This window comes from Roseovarius sp. MBR-6 (assembly GCF_040547525.1).
In the GTDB taxonomy this organism is placed as follows: domain Bacteria; phylum Pseudomonadota; class Alphaproteobacteria; order Rhodobacterales; family Rhodobacteraceae; genus Roseovarius.
In genome coordinates this window covers 14566-35741 of record NZ_JBEPPW010000005.1, presented here as the reverse complement: position 1 = coordinate 35741, position 21176 = coordinate 14566, and the positions used below count along the sequence as shown (strand labels likewise).

At 66.1% G+C, this 21176-nt stretch carries 23 protein-coding genes; 2 read left to right on the top strand and 21 right to left on the bottom strand.

What is annotated here, in order from left to right:
- Nucleotides 1–183: 183 nt before the first annotated feature.
- The 4 genes from phnE (ABIE57_RS08200) to phnC all read right to left on the bottom strand — a co-directional run bounded on the left by phnE (ABIE57_RS08200) (nt 184) and on the right by phnC (nt 4242).
- The gene (gene phnE / locus ABIE57_RS08200) at nt 184–1530 is read right to left on the bottom strand and encodes a phosphonate ABC transporter, permease protein PhnE (protein WP_354538526.1); all 1347 of its coding nucleotides are present in this window, start codon (nt 1528–1530) and stop codon (nt 184–186) included.
- Nucleotides 1527–2393, bottom strand: a complete 867-nt coding sequence (gene phnE / locus ABIE57_RS08195) for a phosphonate ABC transporter, permease protein PhnE (RefSeq protein WP_354538525.1) — start codon at nt 2391–2393, stop codon at nt 1527–1529. The genes phnE (ABIE57_RS08200) and phnE (ABIE57_RS08195) overlap by 4 nt, the downstream gene beginning before the upstream one ends.
- Nucleotides 2394–2461: 68 nt before the next feature.
- Nucleotides 2462–3364, bottom strand: coding sequence for a phosphonate ABC transporter substrate-binding protein (gene phnD / locus ABIE57_RS08190; protein WP_354538524.1), 903 nt, complete (start codon nt 3362–3364; stop codon nt 2462–2464).
- Between the two features lie 53 nt (nt 3365–3417).
- Nucleotides 3418–4242, bottom strand: coding sequence for a phosphonate ABC transporter ATP-binding protein (gene phnC / locus ABIE57_RS08185; protein ID WP_354538523.1), 825 nt, complete (start codon nt 4240–4242; stop codon nt 3418–3420).
- 148 nt (nt 4243–4390) lie between these two features.
- On the opposite strand from phnC, the gene ABIE57_RS08180 reads away from it, so the two are divergent.
- Nucleotides 4391–4918, top strand: coding sequence for a TetR family transcriptional regulator (locus ABIE57_RS08180; RefSeq protein WP_354538522.1), 528 nt, complete (start codon nt 4391–4393; stop codon nt 4916–4918).
- A gap of 4 nt (nt 4919–4922) precedes the next feature.
- On the top strand, nt 4923–5312 hold the full coding sequence (locus ABIE57_RS08175; protein WP_354538521.1) for an META domain-containing protein: 390 nt from the start codon (nt 4923–4925) through the stop codon (nt 5310–5312).
- Between the two features lie 19 nt (nt 5313–5331).
- Here the strand turns inward: ABIE57_RS08175 and ABIE57_RS08170 are convergent, their stop codons facing one another.
- From ABIE57_RS08170 to ABIE57_RS08090, 17 genes are all read right to left on the bottom strand, one after another.
- A complete protein-coding gene (locus tag ABIE57_RS08170; protein WP_354538520.1) occupies nt 5332–6069 on the bottom strand; it encodes a 2-keto-4-pentenoate hydratase in 738 nt (245 codons plus the stop codon).
- Complete coding sequence (locus ABIE57_RS08165; RefSeq protein ID WP_354538519.1) at nt 6066–7268, bottom strand: CaiB/BaiF CoA transferase family protein; 1203 nt, start codon at nt 7266–7268, stop codon at nt 6066–6068. Before ABIE57_RS08165 ends, ABIE57_RS08170 begins: the two co-directional genes overlap by 4 nt.
- Nucleotides 7265–8038, bottom strand: a complete 774-nt coding sequence (locus ABIE57_RS08160) for an enoyl-CoA hydratase/isomerase family protein (protein ID WP_354538518.1) — start codon at nt 8036–8038, stop codon at nt 7265–7267. Before ABIE57_RS08160 ends, ABIE57_RS08165 begins: the two co-directional genes overlap by 4 nt.
- Before the next feature lie 10 nt (nt 8039–8048).
- A complete protein-coding gene (locus tag ABIE57_RS08155) occupies nt 8049–8576 on the bottom strand; it encodes a TRAP transporter large permease subunit (protein ID WP_354538517.1) in 528 nt (175 codons plus the stop codon).
- A 91-nt stretch (nt 8577–8667) separates the two neighbouring features.
- Complete coding sequence (locus ABIE57_RS08150; protein ID WP_354538516.1) at nt 8668–8958, bottom strand: hypothetical protein; 291 nt, start codon at nt 8956–8958, stop codon at nt 8668–8670.
- The gene (locus ABIE57_RS08145; protein WP_354538515.1) at nt 8955–9344 is read right to left on the bottom strand and encodes a hypothetical protein; all 390 of its coding nucleotides are present in this window, start codon (nt 9342–9344) and stop codon (nt 8955–8957) included. The genes ABIE57_RS08150 and ABIE57_RS08145 overlap by 4 nt, the downstream gene beginning before the upstream one ends.
- Nucleotides 9341–10660 carry a phage head spike fiber domain-containing protein gene (locus tag ABIE57_RS08140; protein WP_354538514.1) on the bottom strand — a complete coding sequence of 440 codons (1320 nt, stop codon included), beginning with the start codon at nt 10658–10660 and terminating at the stop codon, nt 9341–9343. Before ABIE57_RS08140 ends, ABIE57_RS08145 begins: the two co-directional genes overlap by 4 nt.
- The gene (locus ABIE57_RS08135; RefSeq protein WP_354538513.1) at nt 10660–10842 is read right to left on the bottom strand and encodes a hypothetical protein; all 183 of its coding nucleotides are present in this window, start codon (nt 10840–10842) and stop codon (nt 10660–10662) included. The genes ABIE57_RS08140 and ABIE57_RS08135 overlap by 1 nt, the downstream gene beginning before the upstream one ends.
- A gap of 74 nt (nt 10843–10916) precedes the next feature.
- Nucleotides 10917–11213, bottom strand: a complete 297-nt coding sequence (locus ABIE57_RS08130; RefSeq protein WP_354538512.1) for a hypothetical protein — start codon at nt 11211–11213, stop codon at nt 10917–10919.
- A gap of 19 nt (nt 11214–11232) precedes the next feature.
- The gene (locus ABIE57_RS08125) at nt 11233–11760 is read right to left on the bottom strand and encodes a hypothetical protein (RefSeq protein ID WP_354538511.1); all 528 of its coding nucleotides are present in this window, start codon (nt 11758–11760) and stop codon (nt 11233–11235) included.
- Nucleotides 11761–11828: 68 nt separating this feature from the next.
- Complete coding sequence (locus tag ABIE57_RS08120) at nt 11829–15476, bottom strand: host specificity factor TipJ family phage tail protein (RefSeq protein WP_354538510.1); 3648 nt, start codon at nt 15474–15476, stop codon at nt 11829–11831.
- Nucleotides 15448–16002, bottom strand: coding sequence for a DUF1833 family protein (locus tag ABIE57_RS08115; RefSeq protein ID WP_354538509.1), 555 nt, complete (start codon nt 16000–16002; stop codon nt 15448–15450). The genes ABIE57_RS08120 and ABIE57_RS08115 overlap by 29 nt, the downstream gene beginning before the upstream one ends.
- The gene (locus ABIE57_RS08110) at nt 16002–16421 is read right to left on the bottom strand and encodes a hypothetical protein (RefSeq protein ID WP_354538508.1); all 420 of its coding nucleotides are present in this window, start codon (nt 16419–16421) and stop codon (nt 16002–16004) included. The genes ABIE57_RS08115 and ABIE57_RS08110 overlap by 1 nt, the downstream gene beginning before the upstream one ends.
- Nucleotides 16421–19474: a phage tail tape measure C-terminal domain-containing protein gene (locus tag ABIE57_RS08105; RefSeq protein WP_354538507.1), complete on the bottom strand. Its 3054-nt coding sequence runs from the start codon at nt 19472–19474 to the stop codon at nt 16421–16423. The genes ABIE57_RS08110 and ABIE57_RS08105 overlap by 1 nt, the downstream gene beginning before the upstream one ends.
- Entirely contained in the window at nt 19471–19761 is a 291-nt protein-coding gene (locus ABIE57_RS08100) for a DUF1799 domain-containing protein (RefSeq protein ID WP_354538506.1), read from the bottom strand. The genes ABIE57_RS08105 and ABIE57_RS08100 overlap by 4 nt, the downstream gene beginning before the upstream one ends.
- A gap of 107 nt (nt 19762–19868) precedes the next feature.
- Nucleotides 19869–20195: a hypothetical protein gene (locus ABIE57_RS08095; RefSeq protein ID WP_354538505.1), complete on the bottom strand. Its 327-nt coding sequence runs from the start codon at nt 20193–20195 to the stop codon at nt 19869–19871.
- Entirely contained in the window at nt 20192–21175 is a 984-nt protein-coding gene (locus tag ABIE57_RS08090; RefSeq protein WP_354538504.1) for a hypothetical protein, read from the bottom strand. The genes ABIE57_RS08095 and ABIE57_RS08090 overlap by 4 nt, the downstream gene beginning before the upstream one ends.
- Between the last annotated feature and the right edge of the window lies 1 nt (nt 21176).

The window sequence follows — 21176 nt, the reverse complement described above, 5'->3', positions numbered from 1 at the left end:
CCGAAGATGTCTCTGCCCGGCCCCCGGGTCCAGATCCCGCCGACAACGCCATGCGTGCCCCGCGCCTGCGGGTTCAAATCGGCTATAAGGTCTGAAGGCCCGGGGCGCAATCGGCCTGCGGTCCCGGGCGCGGGGCCCCTCCGCCCCGCTTCACTGTTCCTCAAATACTCAGATCGCGCGGCCTCAGCGTCCGCTGTCGTCCGAGGCGATGAGCCGCCGCCGCAGCCAGCCGGAGACGGTATCCATGATCATCACCATGAGCAGGATGAGAACGATGTAATAGCTCACCTCTTCCCAGTCCTTCTGGGTGATGATCGCCTGTGTCAGCAGAAGCCCGATGCCCCCACCGGTGATCGCCCCGATCACCGTGGCGCTACGGGTGTTGGATTCGAGATAATAGAGCACCTGGCTCAACAGCACCGGCATGATCTGCGGTATCACCCCGAAACGGTAACGCTGCAGGGGCTTCGCCCCGGTCGAGGCGATGCCTTCGATCTGCTTTTCGTCGACGTTTTCCAGCGCCTCCGAGAAGAGCTTGCCGAACGTGCCGGTATCGGTGATCAGGATCGCCAGCGCCCCGGTCAGCGGGCCGGGACCAAAGGCGCGCGACAGGATGATCGTCCAGATCAGCGCATCGACCCCGCGCAGGAAATCGAACACCCGCCGCACCGCGCCGCGCACCACCATCAGCGGCGAGAAATTGCGCGCGGCGGCAAACGCCAAGGTCAGCGCCACCATGGCCGCGCCCATCGTGCCGAGAAAGGCCATCAGGATGGTCTCGAAGATCGCCCAGAGCACATCGCCATGCCGCCACATGCTGTTCGTCCAGACATCGTGGACCATGGCCGCGAGGTTGCTTTTCCCCGGCACCACCTGCTCGCCCGAGAGCGCGAGGCCCACAAGCTCGCCAAAGCTCTTGCCGTGGAACGGGCTGTCGAGCGTGAACCAGAACAGCTCCCAGCCGAATTGATAGCGCATGACCTCGATGCGCGCCTTGGTGATCGTCACCCGCCCGCCCTCGGTGGTGATGTCGACGCGCGCATTACTGACGCTGATCCAGTCGGGCACCGTCTCGGTGGGCAGGTCGAGCACCACGCCCTCGCGCGGCGACACATCTGCCGTGATGAGGCCATAACCCGGCACGTCGTAGCGCAGGCTGGGACCGTCGATCACCAAGTCATGCCCGTTGCGCAGTGCCACGCGCACCGCATCCGCGCCCTCGAAGCGCACCCAATCGGGGCCTTGGCCCGCTGGCCAGGTGCCCTTGGCTTCGCCCTCCACGGCAACGGTAAAGCCACCATTGCGGTTGTCGCGCGTGACATGGGTCTTGTAGCTGTAGCTGTCGGCGATGAGGATGCGCGCATTGTCCATCCGTGCCCGATCCGCCAGCCCCGGAATATCGAAAGCGAAAAAGATATACGTGAAATAGGCAATGATCACCACCGGCACCGCCAGCGCGAAGAGCCGCTTGCGCCGCAAATGGCCAATCGCGTCGAACGCGCTGCCGGTCGTCGTCTCGGCCAGGCTCATGCCATGCCCTCCCCGATAAGCTTGTTGCGGTAGCGGCTCGATATCTGGTCGAAGAACACAATCGCGCCGAAAAGCAGCAGAAAGATCGCTGCCACCTCGTCATAGCGCCCCTGACCCCAGCTAAAGGCGTTCTTCAGATCATACCCGATCCCGCCCGATCCGACGAAACCGAGGATCGCCGAGGCGCGGATATTGATCTCGAAGCGCAGCAGCGCATAGCTGAGGTAATTGGGCGCGACCTGCGGCATCACCCCCAGCCACATCCGCTGGCCCCATGTGGCACCGACCGATTGCAGCCCCTCGACCGGTTTCAGGCTGGCATTCTCGTTCACCTCCGAGAAGAGCTTGCCCAGCGCCCCGGCCGTGTGCAGCGCGATGGCGATCATCGCGGGCACCGGCCCGCCGCCGAGGATAAAGATCAGCACCAGCGCGATCACGATCTCGGGGAAGGCGCGCAGGATATCCATGACGCGCCGGAAGAGCCCTACCAGACGCGGCCATTTCGCCAACCCGCGCGTCGACAGAAGCGACAGCACAATGGCAATCATCGCCCCCAAAAGCGTCGAGGCGGCGGCGATGTTGATCGTCTCGATCAGCGAGGGCAGGAATTTCCACATCAGGCCCGGCAAGTTGGCGACCTTCTCGCCCGCCTCGGCCAGCACCTCGCCGGGAAACTGGAATATATTGCCAATCCCGTTCCAGAAGCCCCCGGCATTGCGCCCATCGGCCAGGCGAAACCCCGACACCATGAGCGCAATGAACACGATCAGCATCACGCCGCCATAGATGCGCTTGCGCCGGGTCATCTCCATATAGGCGGCTTGCACCTGGCCGATACGGGTCGTTGCACTCAGATCGCTCATCCTGTCCCCCGATACGTCAAGGCCGGACCCCCACTGCGGAAGGCCCGGCCCAAGATCATGTCACATGATCACATCTGCGACTTGCGCGCCTCGATGATCGAGAGGTAGGCGTCGTGGTTGATCGGCTGAAAGCCGAGCGCTTCACCGGCCATGACGTTGTAGGCACACTCGGCATCCATATAGGGCAGCGAGGCCGTGAGCGTGGTAACATCCAGCTTGACGCGCTCGGGTAGCGCCTTGCGCAGCACGACGGGACCTTCGGGGATAGGCTTGGAGCGCCAGATCTCGACAAGCTGGTTCATGTCCACAAGGCCCGCATCGGCGGCCTTGCGCAGCGCACCCGAGTTGTAGCCATCTTCCCACGCGCCCATGCCATCGGCCCAGGTCACACCGGCATCGACATCGCCATTGGCCACAGCAACGATGGTCTGCTCGTGCCCGCCGGTGAACTTCACCTCGCCGAAATAATCGCCGGATTCCATGCTGGCACCGGTCAGGGCCGGAATCTCGATCGCCGGGATCAGGTAGCCCGAGGTCGAGTTGGGATCGCCGAACCCGAAGGACTTGCCCTTGACATCCTCAAGCGCGGCAATGCCACTGTCCTTGCGGGCGAACCCGATGGAATAATAGCCGTAAGAGCCATCCATGTTGGTCTTGACCATGATCGGCTCAACTGCTTCGGGGTCGGTCAGATAGATCTTGGCATAGGCCGACGCGCCCAACCAAGCCATGTCGAGCGTGCCACCCAGCAGGCCCTGGATCACGCCATCATAATCGGCTGGGGTGAACAGCTTGACCGGCACACCCAGCAGGGTCTCGATCTTGGCGCGGTAGCACTCGTTCGAGGTCATCCGGTCCTGCGCATTCTCTCCACCCAGGATACCGATACGGAATTCTTCGATCTTCTCCTGCGCCAGCACGGGGCTGACAAGGGCCGTGGTCGCCACGATGGCAGCAATCAGTTTCTTCATGGATCTCTCTCCGGTTGGGGTCATGGCCCGCCATCCCCCGGCGGGCAGGGTCGTCAGATCGCGGCCTCGGCCTCGCGCAGCGCGCGCTGGTTGCCACGATCCAGCGTTTCGATGGCGGTCGATGTGGCGTCTTCGGAAAAGCTCGCATCGGCCCCGTAAATATCGCGCGCCACGCCGGTGGTCAGTTGCTCGGGGCTTCCGTCAAAGACCACGCGGCCCGCCAGCATCCCGATCACCCGGTCACAATAGCGCCGCGCGGTATCCAGCGTGTGCAGGTTGGCGATCACCATGCGCCCGTCCTCCTCGTGGATGCGCCGCAGCGTATCCATGACGATCTGCGCGTTCATCGGGTCAAGACTGGCAATCGGCTCGTCGGCCAGAATGATCTTCGGGTCCTGCATCAGTGCGCGGGCGATGGCCACGCGCTGTTGCTGGCCGCCACTGAGCGCCTCAGCGCGTTTCGGCGCATGATCGGCAATGCCCAGACGGTCGAGAATCTCGATGGCGCGGTGAATATCCGCTTCGGGATAGAGGTTGAACATCGTCGCAAGCGTCGAGCGGCGGTTGAGCGTGCCATGCAGCACGTTCGAGACCACATCCATCCGCGGCACGAGGTTGAACTGCTGAAAGATCATCGCGCATTGCGACTGCCAGGCGCGCTTCTCACCGCCCTTGAGCGCGGTCACGTCCTGCCCTTCAAAGATGATCTGTCCCGAGGTCGCATCGGTCAGCCGGTTCAGCATCCGCAACAGCGTGGATTTGCCCGCGCCCGACCGCCCGATGATCCCGATCATGGCGGGCCGCTCCACCGCGACGGTTACCTTGTCCACCGCGATGTTTTGACCAAATGACTTGGTCAACGCTTCGATCTTCAGCACGTGAGAACCCCCATGGTTTGCGCGTTCCGTAGGCGAGTAGAGCGAAGGACATGCGACAGAATCGCAAAACTTTTGTGACATCGGTGTCGCCCCGCCCGCGCCCGCACCTTCTCTTGCGTCCCGGTCCCCCGCAGCTTAGGTGATCGGCATGCCGCCCGTGCCGCGCCCACGCCTTACCCCCGATGACTGGCTTGCCGCCGGACTGGAGGCGCTTGCCGAGGCGGGGCCCGCCGCGCTCGGGGCCGAACCGCTCGCACGGCGCATCGGCACGACCAAAGGCTCGTTCTACTGGCATTTCGAAGATGTGCCGGCCTTTGCCGCCGCGCTGCTTGCGCGCTGGCAAGCGCTGGCGCTGGCCGATCTCGATACCGCAGAGGCCGATGGCGCACCTGCTGCCCGTTTACGGGCCGCCGCCCAGCATTTCGCGAACCCGCTCCCGCCCGAACGCCATATCCGCGCCTGGGCCGCGACCGATGCGCAGGCGGCCAGCACCATCCGCACGGTGGATGCCGCGCGTCTCGCCCATCTGGCGAACCGTCTGGCCGAGTGCGGCATCGGCAATCCCGAGATGGCCCGCATTCTCTACGCCGCCGTCATCGGCATTCGGAGCCTGCCGACCCCCAACGACGACGACGCCATCGGATCGCTTGTCGATCTTGTGCTGGCACTCAGGTAGCCGGATGCGTGTGCTCCTGCTCATCCCGGCTCTGGCGATCCTGGGGTATTGCAAGGACGAAACCGTGACAGGGCACGGCGGGGCGGAGGGTATCTGGCACCTCGCCACGATCGACGACGTGCCATTCAACGCGGGTGTTCGCCTGTGGTTTCCCGAAGAAGGCACCATTGCGGGCGAAACCCCCTGCAACCGCTTCACCGCCCGCCAGACCGCCCCTTATCCGTGGTTTCATGCCGAAGCGATCACCGTCGGCGACAGCGCCTGCCCGCAACTGGAGGCCGAAGCGCTGTTCCTCGGCGCGCTTGACGACATGACCCTTGTGGAGGTGATCGGCCCGGTGATGATCCTGTCCACGGAAACGGGCCGCGAAATGGTGTTCCGCACGGGCGAGTGAGCCCCGTGCAAGGCTTCGCTCAGGTCTCGATCCGCAGCGCCACATCGCCAAGCCCGGCTATGCGGCCTTGGGCCGACATCGGTGGATACCGCCATGGCAGCCCGTTGAGCGAGCCGGTGATGACGACATGGCCTTCCCGAAGCCCGCCGCAATGCCCGCCCAGCGCGCGCGCAAGCGCGCAGAGCGTGGCGAAGGCGTCGCCGCCCGGCACCTGCGCCGCGCCGTCAAGCAGCGTCTCGGAGCCGAGGCGCAGCCAGGCGTCAGCGCGGGTGACATCGACGCTGTGCCACGCGCGCAGCGGCGCACCGAGCACGACAGCGCCATTGAGTTGATTGTCAAGCATCCTGAGCCCCGCACTTGCCCCCTTCGGATCAGCCAGGCGGCTTTGAACCAGTTCGAACACGGGCAGAAGCTCGACCGCGTCCTTCAGGCGGGATTCGAAATCCGGGGCGTCGGGTGCGGGCGGCGCGGCGATCAGGCGGAAGGCGTATTCAAGCTCGATGCCGACCTCCTCGGCCGCCGCACAGGCGATCACGGCGGGGCTCTGGTGAATGTCGCGGACCATGATCGGGGCGATGACGATGGGCGCACCGGGCGGGCAGGCCACCTTGAAGCCACCCACCGGGCCAAGGCGCGCGGCAACCTCTTCCTGCACCGCGAGGATGCGCGCCCGTGTCAGCCCCTCTCCTGCCGTTTCCGGCAGTTTCGGGCCACCCCCCCACGCCGTGATCAGCGCCTCGGCGAGCGGATCGATCATGACGCGATCACCGCGCCGGAGGCGATCATCGCCTCGACCTCCGCCGCCGCATAGCCCGCCTCTTGAAGCACCTCGCGGCTGTGTTGCCCCAGAATCGGCGCGGGGCGGTGGATATGGGCGGGCGTTTCGCTGAACTTGACCGGATGGCCCAGCGTCTGGACCCGGCCCGCCACGGGGTGATCCACGTCAAGGATCATGTCGCGGGCATGGGCCTGCGGGTCGGCCTGCATCTCCAATATATCCAGCACCGGCCCGGCGGGCAGCCTCGCCGCCTCCATCCGCGCCAGCCAGACCGCCGAGGGTTGCTGGCGCAGATAGGTGTTGAGAATCGCTTCAAGCTCGTTCAGGTGCAGCATCCGGTCGTGGTTGGTGGCAAAGCGCGGGTCGTCGTTCAGGTCCGGCGCACCGATCACGTCGAGGAAGCGCAGCCAGTTGCGTTGGTTGGCAGCCCCCACATTGATCCAGCCATCCGCCGTCTGAAACGCCTGATAGGGGCCATTGAGGGGATGCGCCGAACCCATCGGGCCGGGGGCCACGCCGGTGGCGAAGGCAATCGCCGATTGCCAATAGGTCTGCGTGATCGCCGCCTCGAAAAGCGAGGTATCGACCTTCTGCCCTTCCCCGGTCTGCAACACCCGCGCATAGGCCGCCGACACGCCCATAGCCGCTAGAATCCCGGCAGTGATGTCCGAGACCGGCGCGCCGGTCTTGACCGGGGGCCGTCCCGGCCCCTCGCCGGTGATCGACATGAGGCCCGACATGCCCTGCGCGATGAGATCGAACCCGCCCCGTTCGGCATAGGGGCCCGTGCGGCCAAAGCCCGATATCTCGCAATAGATCAGGCGGGGATTGAGCGCGCGCAGCGTCTCGTAGCCCAGGCCGAGCCGCTCCATCGTGCCCATGCGGTAATTCTCGATCACGACATCGGCGGTCGCCAGAAGGTGATGGAGCGCCTTGACGGCCTCCGGTTTCTTGAGGTCGAGCGCGAGGCCCCGCTTGTTGCGGTTCATCATCATGTAGGCGGCGGATTCGCCCTTGATCGCGGGGGGCACAAAGCGGCGGCTGTCATCGCCATCGGGCTTTTCCACCTTGATCACATCCGCCCCCATATCGGCCAGCATCAGGCCACAGACAGGCCCGGCCATGATATGCGCAAGCTCGATCACCTTCAGTCCGGCAAGGGGGCCGGTGCCGCTCATGTGCCGCTCCACTCGGGTTTCCGCTTGGCCAGAAACGCCTCCATCCCGTGGCGGAAATCGCGGCTCATGTAACACATCTCGATCAGGTCGGCATCCGCGACACGGGTGGCGGCACCGACGCGGCGCAGCGCCTCCTTGGTGGCGCGCAGGGTCAGGGGGGCCATCTGGCCCAGCGTCTCGGCCAAGTCCCCGGCGCGGGTCATCAGGGCGGTCTCATCCTCCAGCACCTCGGAGACAAGGCCGCAGCCCTGCGCCTCGTCGGCACCGATCAGGCGGGCGGTAAAGATCATCTCGCGCACGCGGCCCGCACCCATCAACGACGCGAGCCGCGCCAGATTGGCCGCAGACAGGCAATTGCCGAGCGTGCGGGCAATGGGAAATCCGAACTTGAGGTTGGCGGCGGCAATGCGGATGTCGCAGACCCCGGCAATCGCCGCCCCTCCGCCAGTGCAGGCACCGTTTATCGCCGCCACGGTGGGCAGCGGGCACCGCTCGACCGCCTCCAGAACGCGCTCGATCCGCGCCTCGTAATCGAGTGCGTCCTGCGGTTTGTCAAAGGCGCGGAATTGGGTCATGTCGGTGCCCGCCGCAAACGCCTTGCCGCCGGCGCCATGGAGAACCACCGCGCGGATACTGCCATCAGTGGGCACCTCACGACACAGACGCGCCAGCCCCTCATACATCTCAAACGTCAGCGCATTGCGCGCCTGAGGCCGGTTGAAGGTGATCCAGAGGGTTGTGCCCCGGACCTGCGACAGGATTTCGGTCATCGGCACCCTTTCAGCGGTAGAAATATTCGACAAGGAACAGCGGCACGGCAGGAACATAGGTGCAGAGCATGAGCACCGCGAGAAGCACCATGATGAACCAGATATTGACCTTGGACACTTCCCAGATATTGGCCCGCGCCACCGCGCAGGCGGTGATCAGCACCGAGGCGACCGGCGGTGTCTGTTGCCCAATCGCAAGGTTCAGCGTGACGACAAGGCCGAAATGCACCGGGTCGATGCCCGCCGCCGTGATCAGCGGCATGACGATCGGGATCACGAGGATGATCGCCGCCGCCGAATGCAGGAAAAAGCCGATGACGAGGAAAAAGAAGTTGAGGATCAGCAGGATCGCCCATTGCTGATCTGTGATGCTGAGGATGCCTTGGGCCAGTTGCTGCGGGATCTGCGCACGGGTCAGAAACCCGCCCATAAGCACCGAGGCCGCGACCAATAGCATGACCACGGCGGTCTGCATGCCGCCGTCGAGCATGGCGCGGCGCAGGTGCTTGATATCCACCTGCCGATACCACGCCGACACGAGGATGGCTGTAGCGTGACGATCTATTCCGAAGTAAATTACAGTCTATATTGTAGCATCCAATTTTCGCAAAACGGGGCGTTAAACACGCCTATAATGCCCTCTTGATCTGCCACAGGTTCCAACCCACCACGCCCCAGATGCCCGCCGCGATAACGGCAACGGGCAGGATCGAACCTGACCACCAATGCAGGCATGCCGCGATGCCGACAGCGGCGAGGATGCGTGGCACCCACCACCATCTGCCAAGCCTCTCCTGCATCCAGCGCCAGAGCGGGTGCGCCTCGGCGATCCCGCGCTTGAGAAACGCCCGCGTGCTCAGCACGTCGCCAAGCTGCGCGAGGGCAAAGGCGATCCAGACCGCGATCTCGACCGCGCTCATGCCATCGACCCGAACCGCTCGGGCGGGGTGTAGGTTTCGCCATCCGGCAGCGTGACCGGCGCGCGGTCATAGACCGCATCGTAGAGCGCCAGCGCGTCCGGGTCGGCGGAGAGCGCGCCGTAGACCGCATCCGCCGTGCCCGCCCCGGCATAGTTCGCCCGCGCCAGCACCGTGACACCGGGCATGGCCGGGAATGCCGCTTCCTCCTCGGGCGTGACCCGCACATAGGTGAGCGCCGCCGTGCCATTGACGACCGTGGGCGTGCGCGTGAAGCCGGTGATGCTTTGCCCATCCTCGTCGAGCTTCTCGGGCGCGTGCTGCGCGAAGAAGGCTACCAGCGCGGGCACGTCCGCGATATGGATGATGCCGTCGATCATCTGTCTCATGCCGTGATCTCCTGTAGCTGGGCGTTGGTGAGGCGGGCGGGATAATGGATCAGCCGCCGGATGTGGCCACCAAGCGGATACTGACCGACATCGTTGCGCATACCGATCCACAACTGGTTCATTCCGGTCGGCAAGGCCCCGACGCTGTCGGTCAAAGCGGTCCCACCATCGGCGGTGGCGGCAAAGTCATTCTCTGCCCACGCAATCGCGCGCCTCGTGACCACATTGGGCGTGGCGCTTGGCACAGCGAGGCTTGCCGAAGTGGTGCCGCCCGCGAACACTTGCGCAGTCGCGACGCCGCCGCTCCGCATCAGCACACGGTTTGTGGTGCCCCCATCATGAAGTTCGAAAAAGGCGGTGAGGGCAGAGATGACGGGCGTTTCCGCCTCGATCAGGATCGTGCCGCCCGCCGGGTTGAGCCATGATGTGTTGTTCGCCCGCGCAATATCCGCTGCGCGCGTGACAGGGGAGGCCCCGGTCGGGATGTAACTGGTGGCAACCGCGCCCTTCTCCAACTGCGCGCCCCACACAAGGAGGTCCGCGCTGTCGCTGACGCCCAGATTGCCGCGCAGGGTAAGTCGCATCTGAGGCGCGGTGCCGTCCGGAACAAGAAGCGAGGTCCAGACACGCGTCCAGTCCGGGCCGATACCGGTGACAGCGGCCCCGACGCCATTTATGGTCAGGGAGACGGCATATGTTCCGCCATCGAAACTTTTGACCCATACCGACGCGGTATACGTGGTGTCCCCCGTCGCCGGACTTGCGGTTTGTGACAGTTGCGATCTGTCAGCCGTGCTGACACCACCCGCGAGGGCAAGTTGCACCCGGTCTGCCGTCATCGTCCCATCCGGCGCGATGCCCTGATCCGCAGTCACCACCGGTATCAGGCCGGTTCCACTCCCGGTTTTCGACCACACGGAATCCGCAAAATCCGCGCTTCGGGCAAGCTCGTTCGTGCTCACCCCCTCGATCAGCAGCCCCCGCGCCGCGCCCGTGACCGGGTCGTGATCCAGACGCGGCGCATCAATCGCGGCGGTTTTCAGGAGGCCATCCGCGCCCCAATAGGTCGCCGTGCTGGCACGGGTGAAGGTCATGGAACTGGTGAACGTCTCCACAGCGTTGATCCCGGCCCGGTAGCCGGTGCCATATCCGCCGCGCGCGAAGTCCAGCACAAGGGACGGCTCGGAGGGCTGGCTGGCGAGGACGAGGGCAAGGGCAGTGCTGCTGAGCACCCGCCGGGAGAGTTCGTCGGAAGCAAGGGTGTCCGCGATGATCTGCGGTACCGCTTCGGCTTTCAAAAGAGTGACTTGGGGCATTATGCCACCTCCACGATGGTCGAGGGATAGGGAGAGGAAACGTCACCGACGAATGTCGGCGGTTCGAGCGAAAGGGTTACGGTGCTGGCACCCTGTGTGACGAACATATCCACCGTCAGTGGCAGATCGGCCCCATAGTCCAGGATCACGTCGCCTGTCCCCGGATCGATAGTCAGGCGCATCGGCAGCGGCGCGCGGCGAGGAACAAGGGCGCGCGAAAGTCTGATTCGGCTGAGGCGGCTGGAGTGCAGGGCCATCACGACTCCCCGACCGTGACAGTGACGGTCGCCCCGGCTTCGGCTGCGGCGAGAAACAGGCGCTCGCCCTCGCGGATCTCCAGCGAGAACGTCGGATCCGCGACGCGCCCGAACGGGAACAGGCGGTGCCCGGCATCGACCGGCACCACCGGCAGCGCCGTGCCCGAAGTGAGGACATAGAACACAAGGCCCGAGCCGGTATTTGTGACAAGAACCGCAGTCCCGCCCGCCGCGCCAACGATCGAGTTGGGAATGGTCCAGGCCGGGCCGAGGCTCATTTGGGTGGTCGATATCATGGTCGCGTCCTCTTGCTCGTCACGGCGACGATTGGAATTCGAAAGTCACGGTGGTCGGGGTTTCGTCTACGATGACCACCATGGTTGGTTGGAAGTCGCTTATCGTCTGCACATCGGCGGCGATCTGATCCGCGACATCCGTCACGGCGGCGAGTGCCGCTACAGCCTCTTCACGGGCGCGGGTCGCCGTCGAGACAAGCTCGGGCTCGGGAGCGGGCTGTAGCGCGTCGGAGAGAGAAACCGTGCCCGCCGCAACCATATCAGCGTCGATCGTCAGCACCCCGTTATGCGTGATGTCGGCCTTGCGGACGGAAAGGGAGTATTGACCGATTGAGAGGGCAACACCGGGGGTGAAGGTGGTGCCATCCAGCCAACCGATCTGTCCTGTTGCATCCGTGGCCAACCCCACCAACGGGCGCGGCACCAAGGGTGCGCCCGCGGTCGAGGTGATGAACTTCTGCTTGGGGATGATGAACACATCCGCGTTTGTGACCGGGGCACCGCCGGGCGCGAAGAACACCCCTGTTATTGTGGCCGTCTGGATCATCTGCGCTCCTCGCGTTCTGGTGACAGTCTAGCCCTTGCGGGGCGGTGAAATCAGGTGAAGCAGGGCAGTCATTTATCGCCACCTCCGCCCGGTGGCGTGAAGTCAAGGGCGAGAGGGGCGCCCGGACCGAACGCATCCAGGCCGAAAATTTCCAGCGTGTTCGAGAAGGCCGAGAGTGCCCGGTCAAACTCGGCCGCCTCGGTCTCGTGGCTGCCATTTGGCCACTCGATCCGCCACCGGGTTGGAATGGGTGCTGTTGCCTGCCATGTCATGAAGCGCCCGGCGTTAAGGACCACATTGGTGGCCACCCCGGGTGGCGGCGGGACCGGCAGCGAAAGCGTTGCGGCGGCACCATTGCTCCCGTCGCCGCCCACCGCCATCAGGGCAATCTCGGTCTCACGCGAGAGCGCCCCGAGAGAGGCGAGGGCTGTGGCATCAAGATCGAGTTCCGGAGAAGCACGGAAAAGCACGGCCATGAGATCGCCGCTGCCATCCAACAGCTCAAAACGATAGCTGGAGGCATCCGCAACCGGATTCGCCTCAACATGGATCCGCCCCAGTGCAAAGGTTCCGGGCACAACTTCCGCAAACCCCGTCGGGGCAGGCAATGTCCCGGTGCCGGGGGCCTGAACCACCACCCAGGGACCGCGCACGTCGCCCACGCGGATGGCCACGCGGATATCGGTCAGGCCACTCGGCCAAGGCACGAAGAGGTTCGGGCCAGTCTGCGACTGTGTCTGCCACAACAACCCGCCATCGGTGCTCGTCTCGTATATAAAGGAAACGGGATTTTCCGGATCGCCCGAGACTGAGGTCAAATCGCCCCGCACTTTCACCAACAGCGCATCGCCTTGCGCTCCCTCTGTCTTGAATGCCAGAACCGATATCAGCCCTTCCAGCGATCCGGTCGGATCAACGGCCACGTCATGCGCGCGCGAGTCGTCATCGACGCCCGTGATTGCGGCAAATCCGCCGCGCTCTTCGGCCACTTCCTGCACGATCAGCCGCATCTGCAACTCCGCGCCGGGGCCGATGATCGCGCGGATTGCCTCGTCCCGCGCGGGCGAGCGCGCGATCCAGTCGCGCGGGTCCGCGCCGTGATCGGAAATCAGCCGGTCCATTTCGGCCTGGGTAACGCTGACCGCCTCAAAAGGCGCATCCGGAACGGCCGGGTTGATCCCGAATGGCCCCAGAACGCCGCCATCGGGGGCCGCAAGGCTCATGAGCAAGGGGACGCCTGCCTCGAACGGCCCCACCGCGCGGCCCAGCCGGAGGGTAAGCCCGTTCCACTCCTCGATCTGCACCGACACGCCCCCCGTCAGTTCCCGGTGCGAGAGGGCGATCGGATCTCCGCGTCGCAGGAGGCGGTTTTCCAGCTCGACCTCGAAACTGACCTCGACGGATCGATAGCGCGAGGCGCGGAAATCATGCCCGACCTCGCGCAGGATATGGTCGCGGTTCGTCATCCCGAAATACCGCTCCCGCCGCTCGCGCCCCGAGATGGCACCGACCGCGATCTCGGCCGGACGCCATGTGCGCTCGTCCATGAACTCGGCGACGAGGCGCTCGGGGCGTTCGCTCACCGGCAGGCGCGGCCGGATCGTCAGGCTGCCGCGCCGGATATTGTGTTCGCTGAAGAGCTGACGGGGAATGGGCTGCGGCGCGTCGCGCCAGATGCGGATGCTGCGGCCAAGCTGATCGGGTTGGGCGCGCCCGGCACGCAGCGCGCCCTGAAGCGCCTCCCAGAGGGACAGGCGCTGATCCATGACGGTATCGAACCGGTCGCCGCGCGCACCCCATGTCGCGTGAAGCGCCAGGAGATCGTCCATGTCCAGATCATCAAGACGGCCATGCATGCGCGCCATATCGGCCACCGCCCAGGCAATCTCGCGCGTGGGCTGCGGCGCACTCCACCCGGTGCCATCCCAGACCGGCAACATCCGTGTCTTGACCGCGCTCACCTGCCGCGCCGATTGCGCGGCAAAGGCCTCGCCCACCTCGACCCGCACGGCCAGAAGCTCGAGCCCCGCCCAGGTCCGCCCGCCGGGCAGGATCCCTTTGAGACCCGCCCAGATTGCATCGTCGAAGGTCTGATCATCCCCCGCCGGTGTCAGGCGCTTGATCCGCACGCGCCAGCGCCCGTCGGTCACGAACCACCGATGCGAGGATCTCAGCGCCGAGCGCGTGGCCCCGGTGAAGGACAGCGTGTCGAGCACGATCTCGCCGCCCAGGGGCGTGTCGTCATCGTCGATCATCTGCGCCTCGACCAGAAGCTCGACGGTGCGGCTCTGGTTGTTACCCTGATTGTCGATGGTCACAAGCTGCTGGAAGGCGATATCGATCTCGACCGCCACCGCCTTCTTGCCGGGGGGCACGGCGCTGTGCCATCCCAGCACCTCGTCGGGCGCAAGCGTGAGCCCGCTCACGTCGCCTTGGGTGAACACGGCCTCGTCCATGAGCGTGACCGGCTGACCGGCAAGGATGTGCTCGACCGAGACGCCGGGCAGGTTGCCGGTCAGGGCCCCGTCACGCCAGACCGTGGTCTCGCCCAGGCGCACTTCTTCCAGGAGGTGCTGCCCGATACCAAGCGCCAGAAGCTGATAGACGATCTGCGTATTGTTCTCGAAGCGCACAAAAGGTGGGCTGACATCGTCAAGCTGGTGAATGTGGCGTCCGAACTGGATCGGGATCGGCGCGCCGGGGCGCGCGATCGAGGATTGGGCGCGGGCCGAGAAGGTGGGCGAGACATCCTCGGCAAAGCCGCTCAGGCCGCGCGGGCTGGGCGGCGGCAGGATCGTGTTGAGGATAAGGTTCCCTGCGAAGTTGAGAGCACCGAACGCGAGACCGCCCGCCGCTGCCTGTGTGAGACCGAAAGCCGACACCAGACCCGGCGCAAGAAGGGGCGCGGCGAACGCCGCCGCCGCGAGGATCGCGATCTGGAGCACCAAACGCAGCGGGTTCGACCCGCCGCCACCCTGCGGCACCTGCGTGATCACCAACCGCTGACCGCGCCCTATCCTGGTCTGGGCCCAGTGTTCTGGCCGGACCGCGCCGAGCGCGCGCAGGGCGTCATCCAACTCATCGGGATCATCGCCATCGGGCCAATCGATGGCACTGGCATCATTCGCATCGCGCAGGAAAACCGCGATGCACTCCCCGGACAGCCCGGCCCGCGCGATCACATCCGCCAGGGTCTCGCCGGTTCGCGCCTCGATCGACACGGCGCGATGTGCGGCAATCAATGCCTCGGGGCTGGCATCGTCGCTCATCCAGAGATCGATCCCCGGCACGTAAAGCGCGCACTCGGCCGTGCGGCGGCGCTTGGCCCGCACGGCGGGACCCGGCGTCCAGACGCGCATCTGCCAGCCCATCAGCCGGATCGCGTCGGGGCGGTCATAGACAAACCCCGCGCCGCGCTGGCAATGCAGCACGCACCCCCCGATCCAGACGCCGACATGGTTGGCGCGCCCCATCCGCCGCATCTCGATAAGATCGCCGTCACGTGGCCGCTCGGCGCGCCGCCATGCCATGCGCGCACCAGTGATGGATTTGCGCCGGTCCGGCCCGAGACCGGGCAGCGAGCGGCCAAAGAAGCGCTCCTGCACCATGCCCGCGCCTGACCAGCAGTCATAGGCATCGGGGCCGACCGCTCCCGCCCGCCAGGGCGTGCCGATCAGAGCGGCAATATCAGAGACCGAGTAGCGGGAAGCGGGCATCGTAGAATTCCATGTGAAAGGGCGTGTTGATCACATCCGGAGCGCGGGCCGTGACCTCGACGCCTGAGCCGGTTATCCGGGGATCGACCAATTCGAGACCCGTCAGCACCTCCGGCTGACCGGCCAGCCGCGTGGCCATGGTGAAGGCGCGCAGGGTAATCTGCACCGGGACCGTGCCCTTGGACGCCGTGATGAGGGCGCGCGTGATCCGCGCATCGACATTCGAGAAGCGGAACCGCGCCAGAGGCACCCCGAGCGAGGTCTTCTCGGGCCGCACGATCTCGATGGGCGCGCGGTTGAAGGACACGATCGCGCCGGGGTTCAGGGGGGCGTCGGCCTCCAGCCGTGCCTCGAAAAACGGCTCCTCCTCGATGGCGGAAGGCGGGGCGAAGACGCTCGCCAGCCGGATGGCCCCTTCCAGTCCGGTGCCGGGATCGATGATCTCGGGGTGGCGCACCTCGACCGTCGCGATTTCGATATCGTCGGTGGCATAGGCATAGCTGGCAATGATCGACGGATGCGGCATCAGCGCTCTCCCTGTCGCGCGAAATACCGCGCGTCATCGAGGCGCGGCAGGCGGCGGATTTCGATGTCGAGAGAGATGCGATATTCGAAATCTCCGATCAGTCGACCGGTCCAGGCATCCTCGCCCTGATCGATGATGCGCGCCTCGACAGTCTGGTAGTGATCATCAATCAGGGCCTGCATCTCGAACCACAGCCGCCCGCCGTCGATATCCTCGTAGAACCACCGCCGCAGCACCGCGAGGTCAGAACGGTGGATATCAAGATTGAAGCGCTGCCGGATGGGGCGGAAATGCGCCGTGCGCCGGACGCGGTCCTCGCCATCCTCGAACTCGATGCGCCGCGTGACCGACGGCATCTGGAACTGCCAGCTGTCGAATTGCGGTTTGAACCGGTCCGGCAAGGGCCATTGAAGGGCCATTATAGTCCCCCTCTGATGTTGAACCGCTGGCCGATCACGGGGGCCAGGCCGCGACCCTGCGCGATATTGCGGCCGAGCCGCCCCTCGACCTCGTTGAAGATGATATCGAGCTCAATCTGATCGCCATTCTGACGGCTCTCGACGCGCGGCTCGCCCTCCGCCCCGACCACGTTGACGCTGAGATTGAGCGCGACCTGGCCGGTGCCACCCGCCGACGGTCCGCGCGGTGCCGTGGAAAGCCGCGCCAGACCCCGGATCGTGGCGGCGGTTGCCTGTTGCTGGGCCAGCGTCATCACCCGCTCGTCATCCTCGAGAATGGCGGGCACCTCATTGCCCGCCAGCCCGCCGATATGCAGCCGCCGTGCGCCCGCGAAGACTGTCGGGCTGACAAGGCGGGTTGACCCATCCACACCGGCTATCCCCCCCTCGTGCAGAATGCTCGCCGTGGAACCAGGGGCGGGGCCGGAAAAAAGACCGTTGAACAGCCCGCCGAAAATGTTTCCGAATATCCCACCACCTGCCGATGACAGGTTCCCCGCCGCGGCGGCGGCCCCGAGCCGGAAGAGCTGGCGCAGAACAAAATCCACCATGTCGGCGGTCTCGAGCTTGCCGGTTTTGGCGAGGCTGACAAAGGCATCCTCCATCCCGGAAAACGTCGCCTTGACGGTTTCCTCGGCGACCTCGGCCATGGTGATCTGCGCGCCGAAGACATCGTTCAGACCTCGCTCGATCCCGGCCTGCCAGTCATCGCGGTTTTGCAGATCCTGCTCGTAGGCCTCCTTGAGCCTGTCGCGCGCGATATCGTTGACCATCTCGGCATAGCGCTCGTGCCCGAAACCGGCCGCCCGAAGCTGCGCGATGGTTGTGGCGCGCCAGTCCTCGATCTGGCGCTGCTGGAATTCCATCGTGCCGCCGAACCGCTGACCGAACTCCTCGAACACCTTCGAAACGATATCGACCTCTTCCCTGACCCGTCCCGCCGCCGCGCCGCCGCGCTCGCGCTCGCCTGTGCCGAAAAACGCATCCGGCGCGCTGGCAAGCGCCGCCTCGGCCTCGGCCCGGATGCGCGAGACGGCCGCCTGCAGCTCCGCGCCCTCCAGCCCCGCCGCGCGCAGGCGGCGCTCCTCGGAGGCGGCGAGCAGGAACGCCTCGCGCTCCGCCCCGCGCGCTGGCCCATTGCCAAACCGCGCCTCGGCGGTGGCGCGGTCGCGCGCGCCGGCCACACGGTCGCGCAGCCGGTCGATCTCGGTGCGGCTGTCGCCCAGTGCCGCCTCGACCCGCTTGACCGCGATCAGGCCCTCGATTGCCGCGCGCTCGTCATCGGTGGCCCCGGCAAGCTCGCCGCGCAGGCGGATCATCTCGCGCATCACCGGGTCGGCGGAGCGCATCACCTCGATCTCGCCGCGCAGGCTGCCCAGCAGGTCCTCGACCGCCTCGCGCGCCCGCGCCCCGGCCTGTCTGCGCTCGTCTGTGGCGCGCGCTGCCGCTTCGGATGCCTCCCTTTCGGCGAACAGTTCGGCCACCCGCGCCGCGATGGCCGCGCCCGCCTCGCTGTCGGCGGCAACACCCGCCTTGAGCTGCGCCGCGCGCTGCGCGTTCGCCAGTTCGCTGCGCCTGACCTCTTCGATCTCGCGGTCCAGCTCCGAGAAAACGCTGTCCACCCGCTCTTTGGCAATCTGTGCCTGTGCCTCGGCCGATTTGCGCGCGACATCCGCCTGTTCGTCGGCAGAGGCGCGCGCGACACCTGTCAGCCGCTCCAGCGCGGCCTCGCTCGTTGCCACCCGCTGATCGACAAAGCGCAAGATGTTCGACAGGCTGAGCTCAAGCCCCGCATCCCCCTGGCCCCGCGCCTGCTCAAGCTGGTCGAGAACCCGCTGGCGCTCATTGAGCAATTCAAGGAGCCGCTCATTCTCGCCCACAATCTCGCGGCTGCGGTCGGTATCGGTGACCGCGGCATCCAGCAGATCGTTGATCTGCCCCACACCCTGCCCGACCAGAGCGAGAACTTCGGAAAAGCGCGAGCCGTTGTTCAGATTTTCGCCGATGATCTCGAAGAAGCGGGTCATGTTCTCGCTGAGCAGGTCGAACCCCCCGGCGAGGCCCCCGCCCGCGGCGGCACCGGTGCCCGCCACCTGCGCTGCCACACCTTCGAGGATGACTTTCTGCGCTTCCGCCAGCCGCCCGGTCTCGGCGAAGTTACGGATCAGCTCCTTCTGCACCGGCGAGAAACTGACGCCGACGCGCGTCAGCGCGGTGAGCCCTGTCAGCGGATCCTCGAGCGCCTTGCCAAGCTGGACCGCGTTGCCCTCGAGCGTGCCGAAACCGCTTGCGGCAAGGTCCTGGCTCAATTCCAGCGTTCGGTCGAACGTCTCTCCCGCGACCGAGCGGAAGGTCAGCAGGGCGGTGGCGGCCGCGCGCACTTCGCGCGAGGAGGCGAGCGTATCCACCGCGATGCGGCGCGCGGTGGCATTGATCTGATCGGCGGTGCGGCCGGCGGCAAATCCGGTGGCGTTCAGCGCCCCCTGGAGCGTGAGCTGCTGGCGCTCGTAATCGGCAAAGCTGCGAATGGCGCGGGTGGCAGCAAGGCTGAGCGCGCTCACGCCCACGACGGATCCGACAAGTGCCAGGTTCATGCGCCCCGACAGGCTGGCGACGGTCGAGAAACGCGAGGCAACCCCGCCCAGCGGCCCGTTGATCAGTGCCGCGCTGGCGGCGGCATTGGACATGGCGCCTGAAAACGCCTGTGTCGCAGCCGTGGCGCGGACCGTCTCGGTCCGGGTCCGCGACTTCGCCAGGCGCAGCCGGTCGCTCGCCTGCGTCGATGCTGCCTGCGCGCGGGTGCTGCGCTCGGCTTCGATCCGCGCCCGCGCGGTGGCCGCTGCGCCGGTCTGTTGCGCGCGGGTCAGCTGACCCGTGCCGGTGGCCGCGTCGCGCGCGCTCTGCCCGGTGGCGCGCGTGCTGCCACGCACCTTTTCCATCTCGTCGCGCGCGCGGCGCAGCGCGGCGACCATTTCCTTTTCGTCGGCGGTCAGCTTTGCCGAGACCTGCATCATGGCCGCATTCCCCGCAAGCCCACCGGTCGACGCGTTCGGCGATTGCGCAGATCTTCGAGCACCGCCTGTTCGATGATCTGGAGATGCGCGAAATCATCGGGGCCGACATCCAGCCCCGCAAGCTCGGCCGTCACCTTGCCCGCGCCGTAATCGAGCCCCGCCACGCGGCCGTCACCATCGCGACGCCACTGCGTGCCCATGGCGAGAAACCATTGAACCGGCGTGGCGAGCCATGCAAACACCTCGATACCCCTCTCCCGGTCATCCTTGCCCGCCTGCACCAGCATCGCCTCGATCTGTGACTTGGTCAGACCGAACGCGTCCAGTTCGGCGCGGAACCTGTCCTGTCCGGCGGCGCGCGCGGGCCTTTGCAGGATCGCGCGCGCCGCCCTGATCAGTTTTTTGCCTCGATCCCGATCATGGCTTTCGAGAATGCCTCCGAGATGGCAAAGAGGATGTATTCGAATTCGACCAGCTCAGTGCGCAGCGCCTCGCTGAACGGGATCGGCTTGCCGTCCACATCCGCAATGCCCTCCCAGTCCAGCCAGACCTTGCCGATCCACGCCGCATCGCCGAGGGCGAAAATCTCCTCGCGTTCCTTCAGGGGCGGGATGAGGAACTTCGCGCGGAAGTTCTGAACCTCGATACCGCGTTCGGTGGGCACTCTGAGGCTGACATTCACCCAGGTAGTTGGTCGGGGGTTGAAGCGGAACGTGGTCATTGCGCGGTCATCCTGAACTCGTTGGTGGCGGCATCACGAAGGTAGAGCAGGTCGAAGGTCGCGGTGACCTCGTTATCCTGCTCGCCCAGGTCAGTGAGGAAGGCCTGCACCCGGTCGGCGCGGAACTCGAACCGGTTGCCCGCCGGGCCGTTGCGGAAGAGCAGCGCCTGCTCGGTCCCGTCGATGGAGCGCGCGAAATAGTCGAGCGATCCAAGCGGGGGCGCGGTCACCACCATCCGCCCGGTATAACGTCTGCGCCCGCGCCGGGTGCTCAGGTCATTGGGCCGGTCGTTGTGAATGACCGGCGTCTCGTCCTGCATCGTCATCTCGCGCAGCACCAGAGGCTGACCGGCAAAGGTGAAGGTGGTGTTGGCGTGGCTGACGTGATCGGCCTCGCGATAGCCCGCCTGCCCGAGCGGGCCGATATCGAGCGGCGAGGCGGCGGCGATGGCATCGCGCGCCACCGGCGCGCCGTAAAGCGCGGTCATCTCGAAATTGAGGCGCGGAATGTCCCCGTCGCTGGCCTGAAAGCCGATCGTGCCGGTGGCGTCCACGGCCTCTTGCAGGAAATCACGCGCCGAGCCCGGCGCGCCCTGGCTGCCGCCAAAGCCGCCCACCAGCGTGGCCCAGAGGGCGGCGTCGTCTTGGCGCGGCGTGTAGGCCGCCGAGGCCCCGGCACTCAGCGTCTGGGCCAGCCCGCAGGCCTGCGCCATGCCACCCCAGAACGGCGCAGAACCAAGGGCGGTCGCGGCGGACGCCTCGAGTGCGGCGGTCACCCGGACGCGCGGGCGCGCAAGGAAATCCGCGCCGGTCGCTCCGGGATTGCCGTCGACGAGGTCCCGGCTCTGGCGGTCCGCCTCCAGCGGGCGATGCGTCAGCTCCAGCGCCGGGATCAGGTCGGACCCGGCATAATCGGCGGCGACGCCCGCCGAGGCTTGCAGTTTGGCGATCAGAAACCGCGTGTCGAAATCGATACCCATG

Coding starts and splice junctions, on each gene's coding strand:
- ABIE57_RS08105 (WP_354538507.1), bottom strand. CDS start 19,474: ATGATGCAGGTCTCGGCAAAGCTGACCGCCGACGAAAAGGAAATGGTC.
- phnD (WP_354538524.1), bottom strand. CDS start 3,364: ATGAAGAAACTGATTGCTGCCATCGTGGCGACCACGGCCCTTGTCAGC.
- ABIE57_RS08090 (WP_354538504.1), bottom strand. CDS start 21,175: ATGGGTATCGATTTCGACACGCGGTTTCTGATCGCCAAACTGCAAGCC.
- ABIE57_RS08115 (WP_354538509.1), bottom strand. CDS start 16,002: ATGCCGCATCCGTCGATCATTGCCAGCTATGCCTATGCCACCGACGAT.
- ABIE57_RS08150 (WP_354538516.1), bottom strand. CDS start 8,958: ATGAGCGCGGTCGAGATCGCGGTCTGGATCGCCTTTGCCCTCGCGCAG.
- ABIE57_RS08165 (WP_354538519.1), bottom strand. CDS start 7,268: ATGAGCGGCACCGGCCCCCTTGCCGGACTGAAGGTGATCGAGCTTGCG.
- ABIE57_RS08160 (WP_354538518.1), bottom strand. CDS start 8,038: ATGACCGAAATCCTGTCGCAGGTCCGGGGCACAACCCTCTGGATCACC.
- ABIE57_RS08175 (WP_354538521.1), top strand. CDS start 4,923: ATGCGTGTGCTCCTGCTCATCCCGGCTCTGGCGATCCTGGGGTATTGC.
- ABIE57_RS08130 (WP_354538512.1), bottom strand. CDS start 11,213: ATGATATCGACCACCCAAATGAGCCTCGGCCCGGCCTGGACCATTCCC.
- ABIE57_RS08100 (WP_354538506.1), bottom strand. CDS start 19,761: ATGCTGGTGCAGGCGGGCAAGGATGACCGGGAGAGGGGTATCGAGGTG.
- ABIE57_RS08140 (WP_354538514.1), bottom strand. CDS start 10,660: ATGCCCCAAGTCACTCTTTTGAAAGCCGAAGCGGTACCGCAGATCATC.
- ABIE57_RS08110 (WP_354538508.1), bottom strand. CDS start 16,421: ATGGCCCTTCAATGGCCCTTGCCGGACCGGTTCAAACCGCAATTCGAC.
- phnE (WP_354538525.1), bottom strand. CDS start 2,393: ATGAGCGATCTGAGTGCAACGACCCGTATCGGCCAGGTGCAAGCCGCC.
- ABIE57_RS08125 (WP_354538511.1), bottom strand. CDS start 11,760: ATGATCCAGACGGCCACAATAACAGGGGTGTTCTTCGCGCCCGGCGGT.
- ABIE57_RS08170 (WP_354538520.1), bottom strand. CDS start 6,069: ATGATCGATCCGCTCGCCGAGGCGCTGATCACGGCGTGGGGGGGTGGC.
- ABIE57_RS08120 (WP_354538510.1), bottom strand. CDS start 15,476: ATGCCCGCTTCCCGCTACTCGGTCTCTGATATTGCCGCTCTGATCGGC.
- ABIE57_RS08180 (WP_354538522.1), top strand. CDS start 4,391: ATGCCGCCCGTGCCGCGCCCACGCCTTACCCCCGATGACTGGCTTGCC.
- phnE (WP_354538526.1), bottom strand. CDS start 1,530: ATGAGCCTGGCCGAGACGACGACCGGCAGCGCGTTCGACGCGATTGGC.
- ABIE57_RS08135 (WP_354538513.1), bottom strand. CDS start 10,842: ATGCGCCTGACTATCGATCCGGGGACAGGCGACGTGATCCTGGACTAT.
- ABIE57_RS08095 (WP_354538505.1), bottom strand. CDS start 20,195: ATGACCACGTTCCGCTTCAACCCCCGACCAACTACCTGGGTGAATGTC.
- ABIE57_RS08145 (WP_354538515.1), bottom strand. CDS start 9,344: ATGAGACAGATGATCGACGGCATCATCCATATCGCGGACGTGCCCGCG.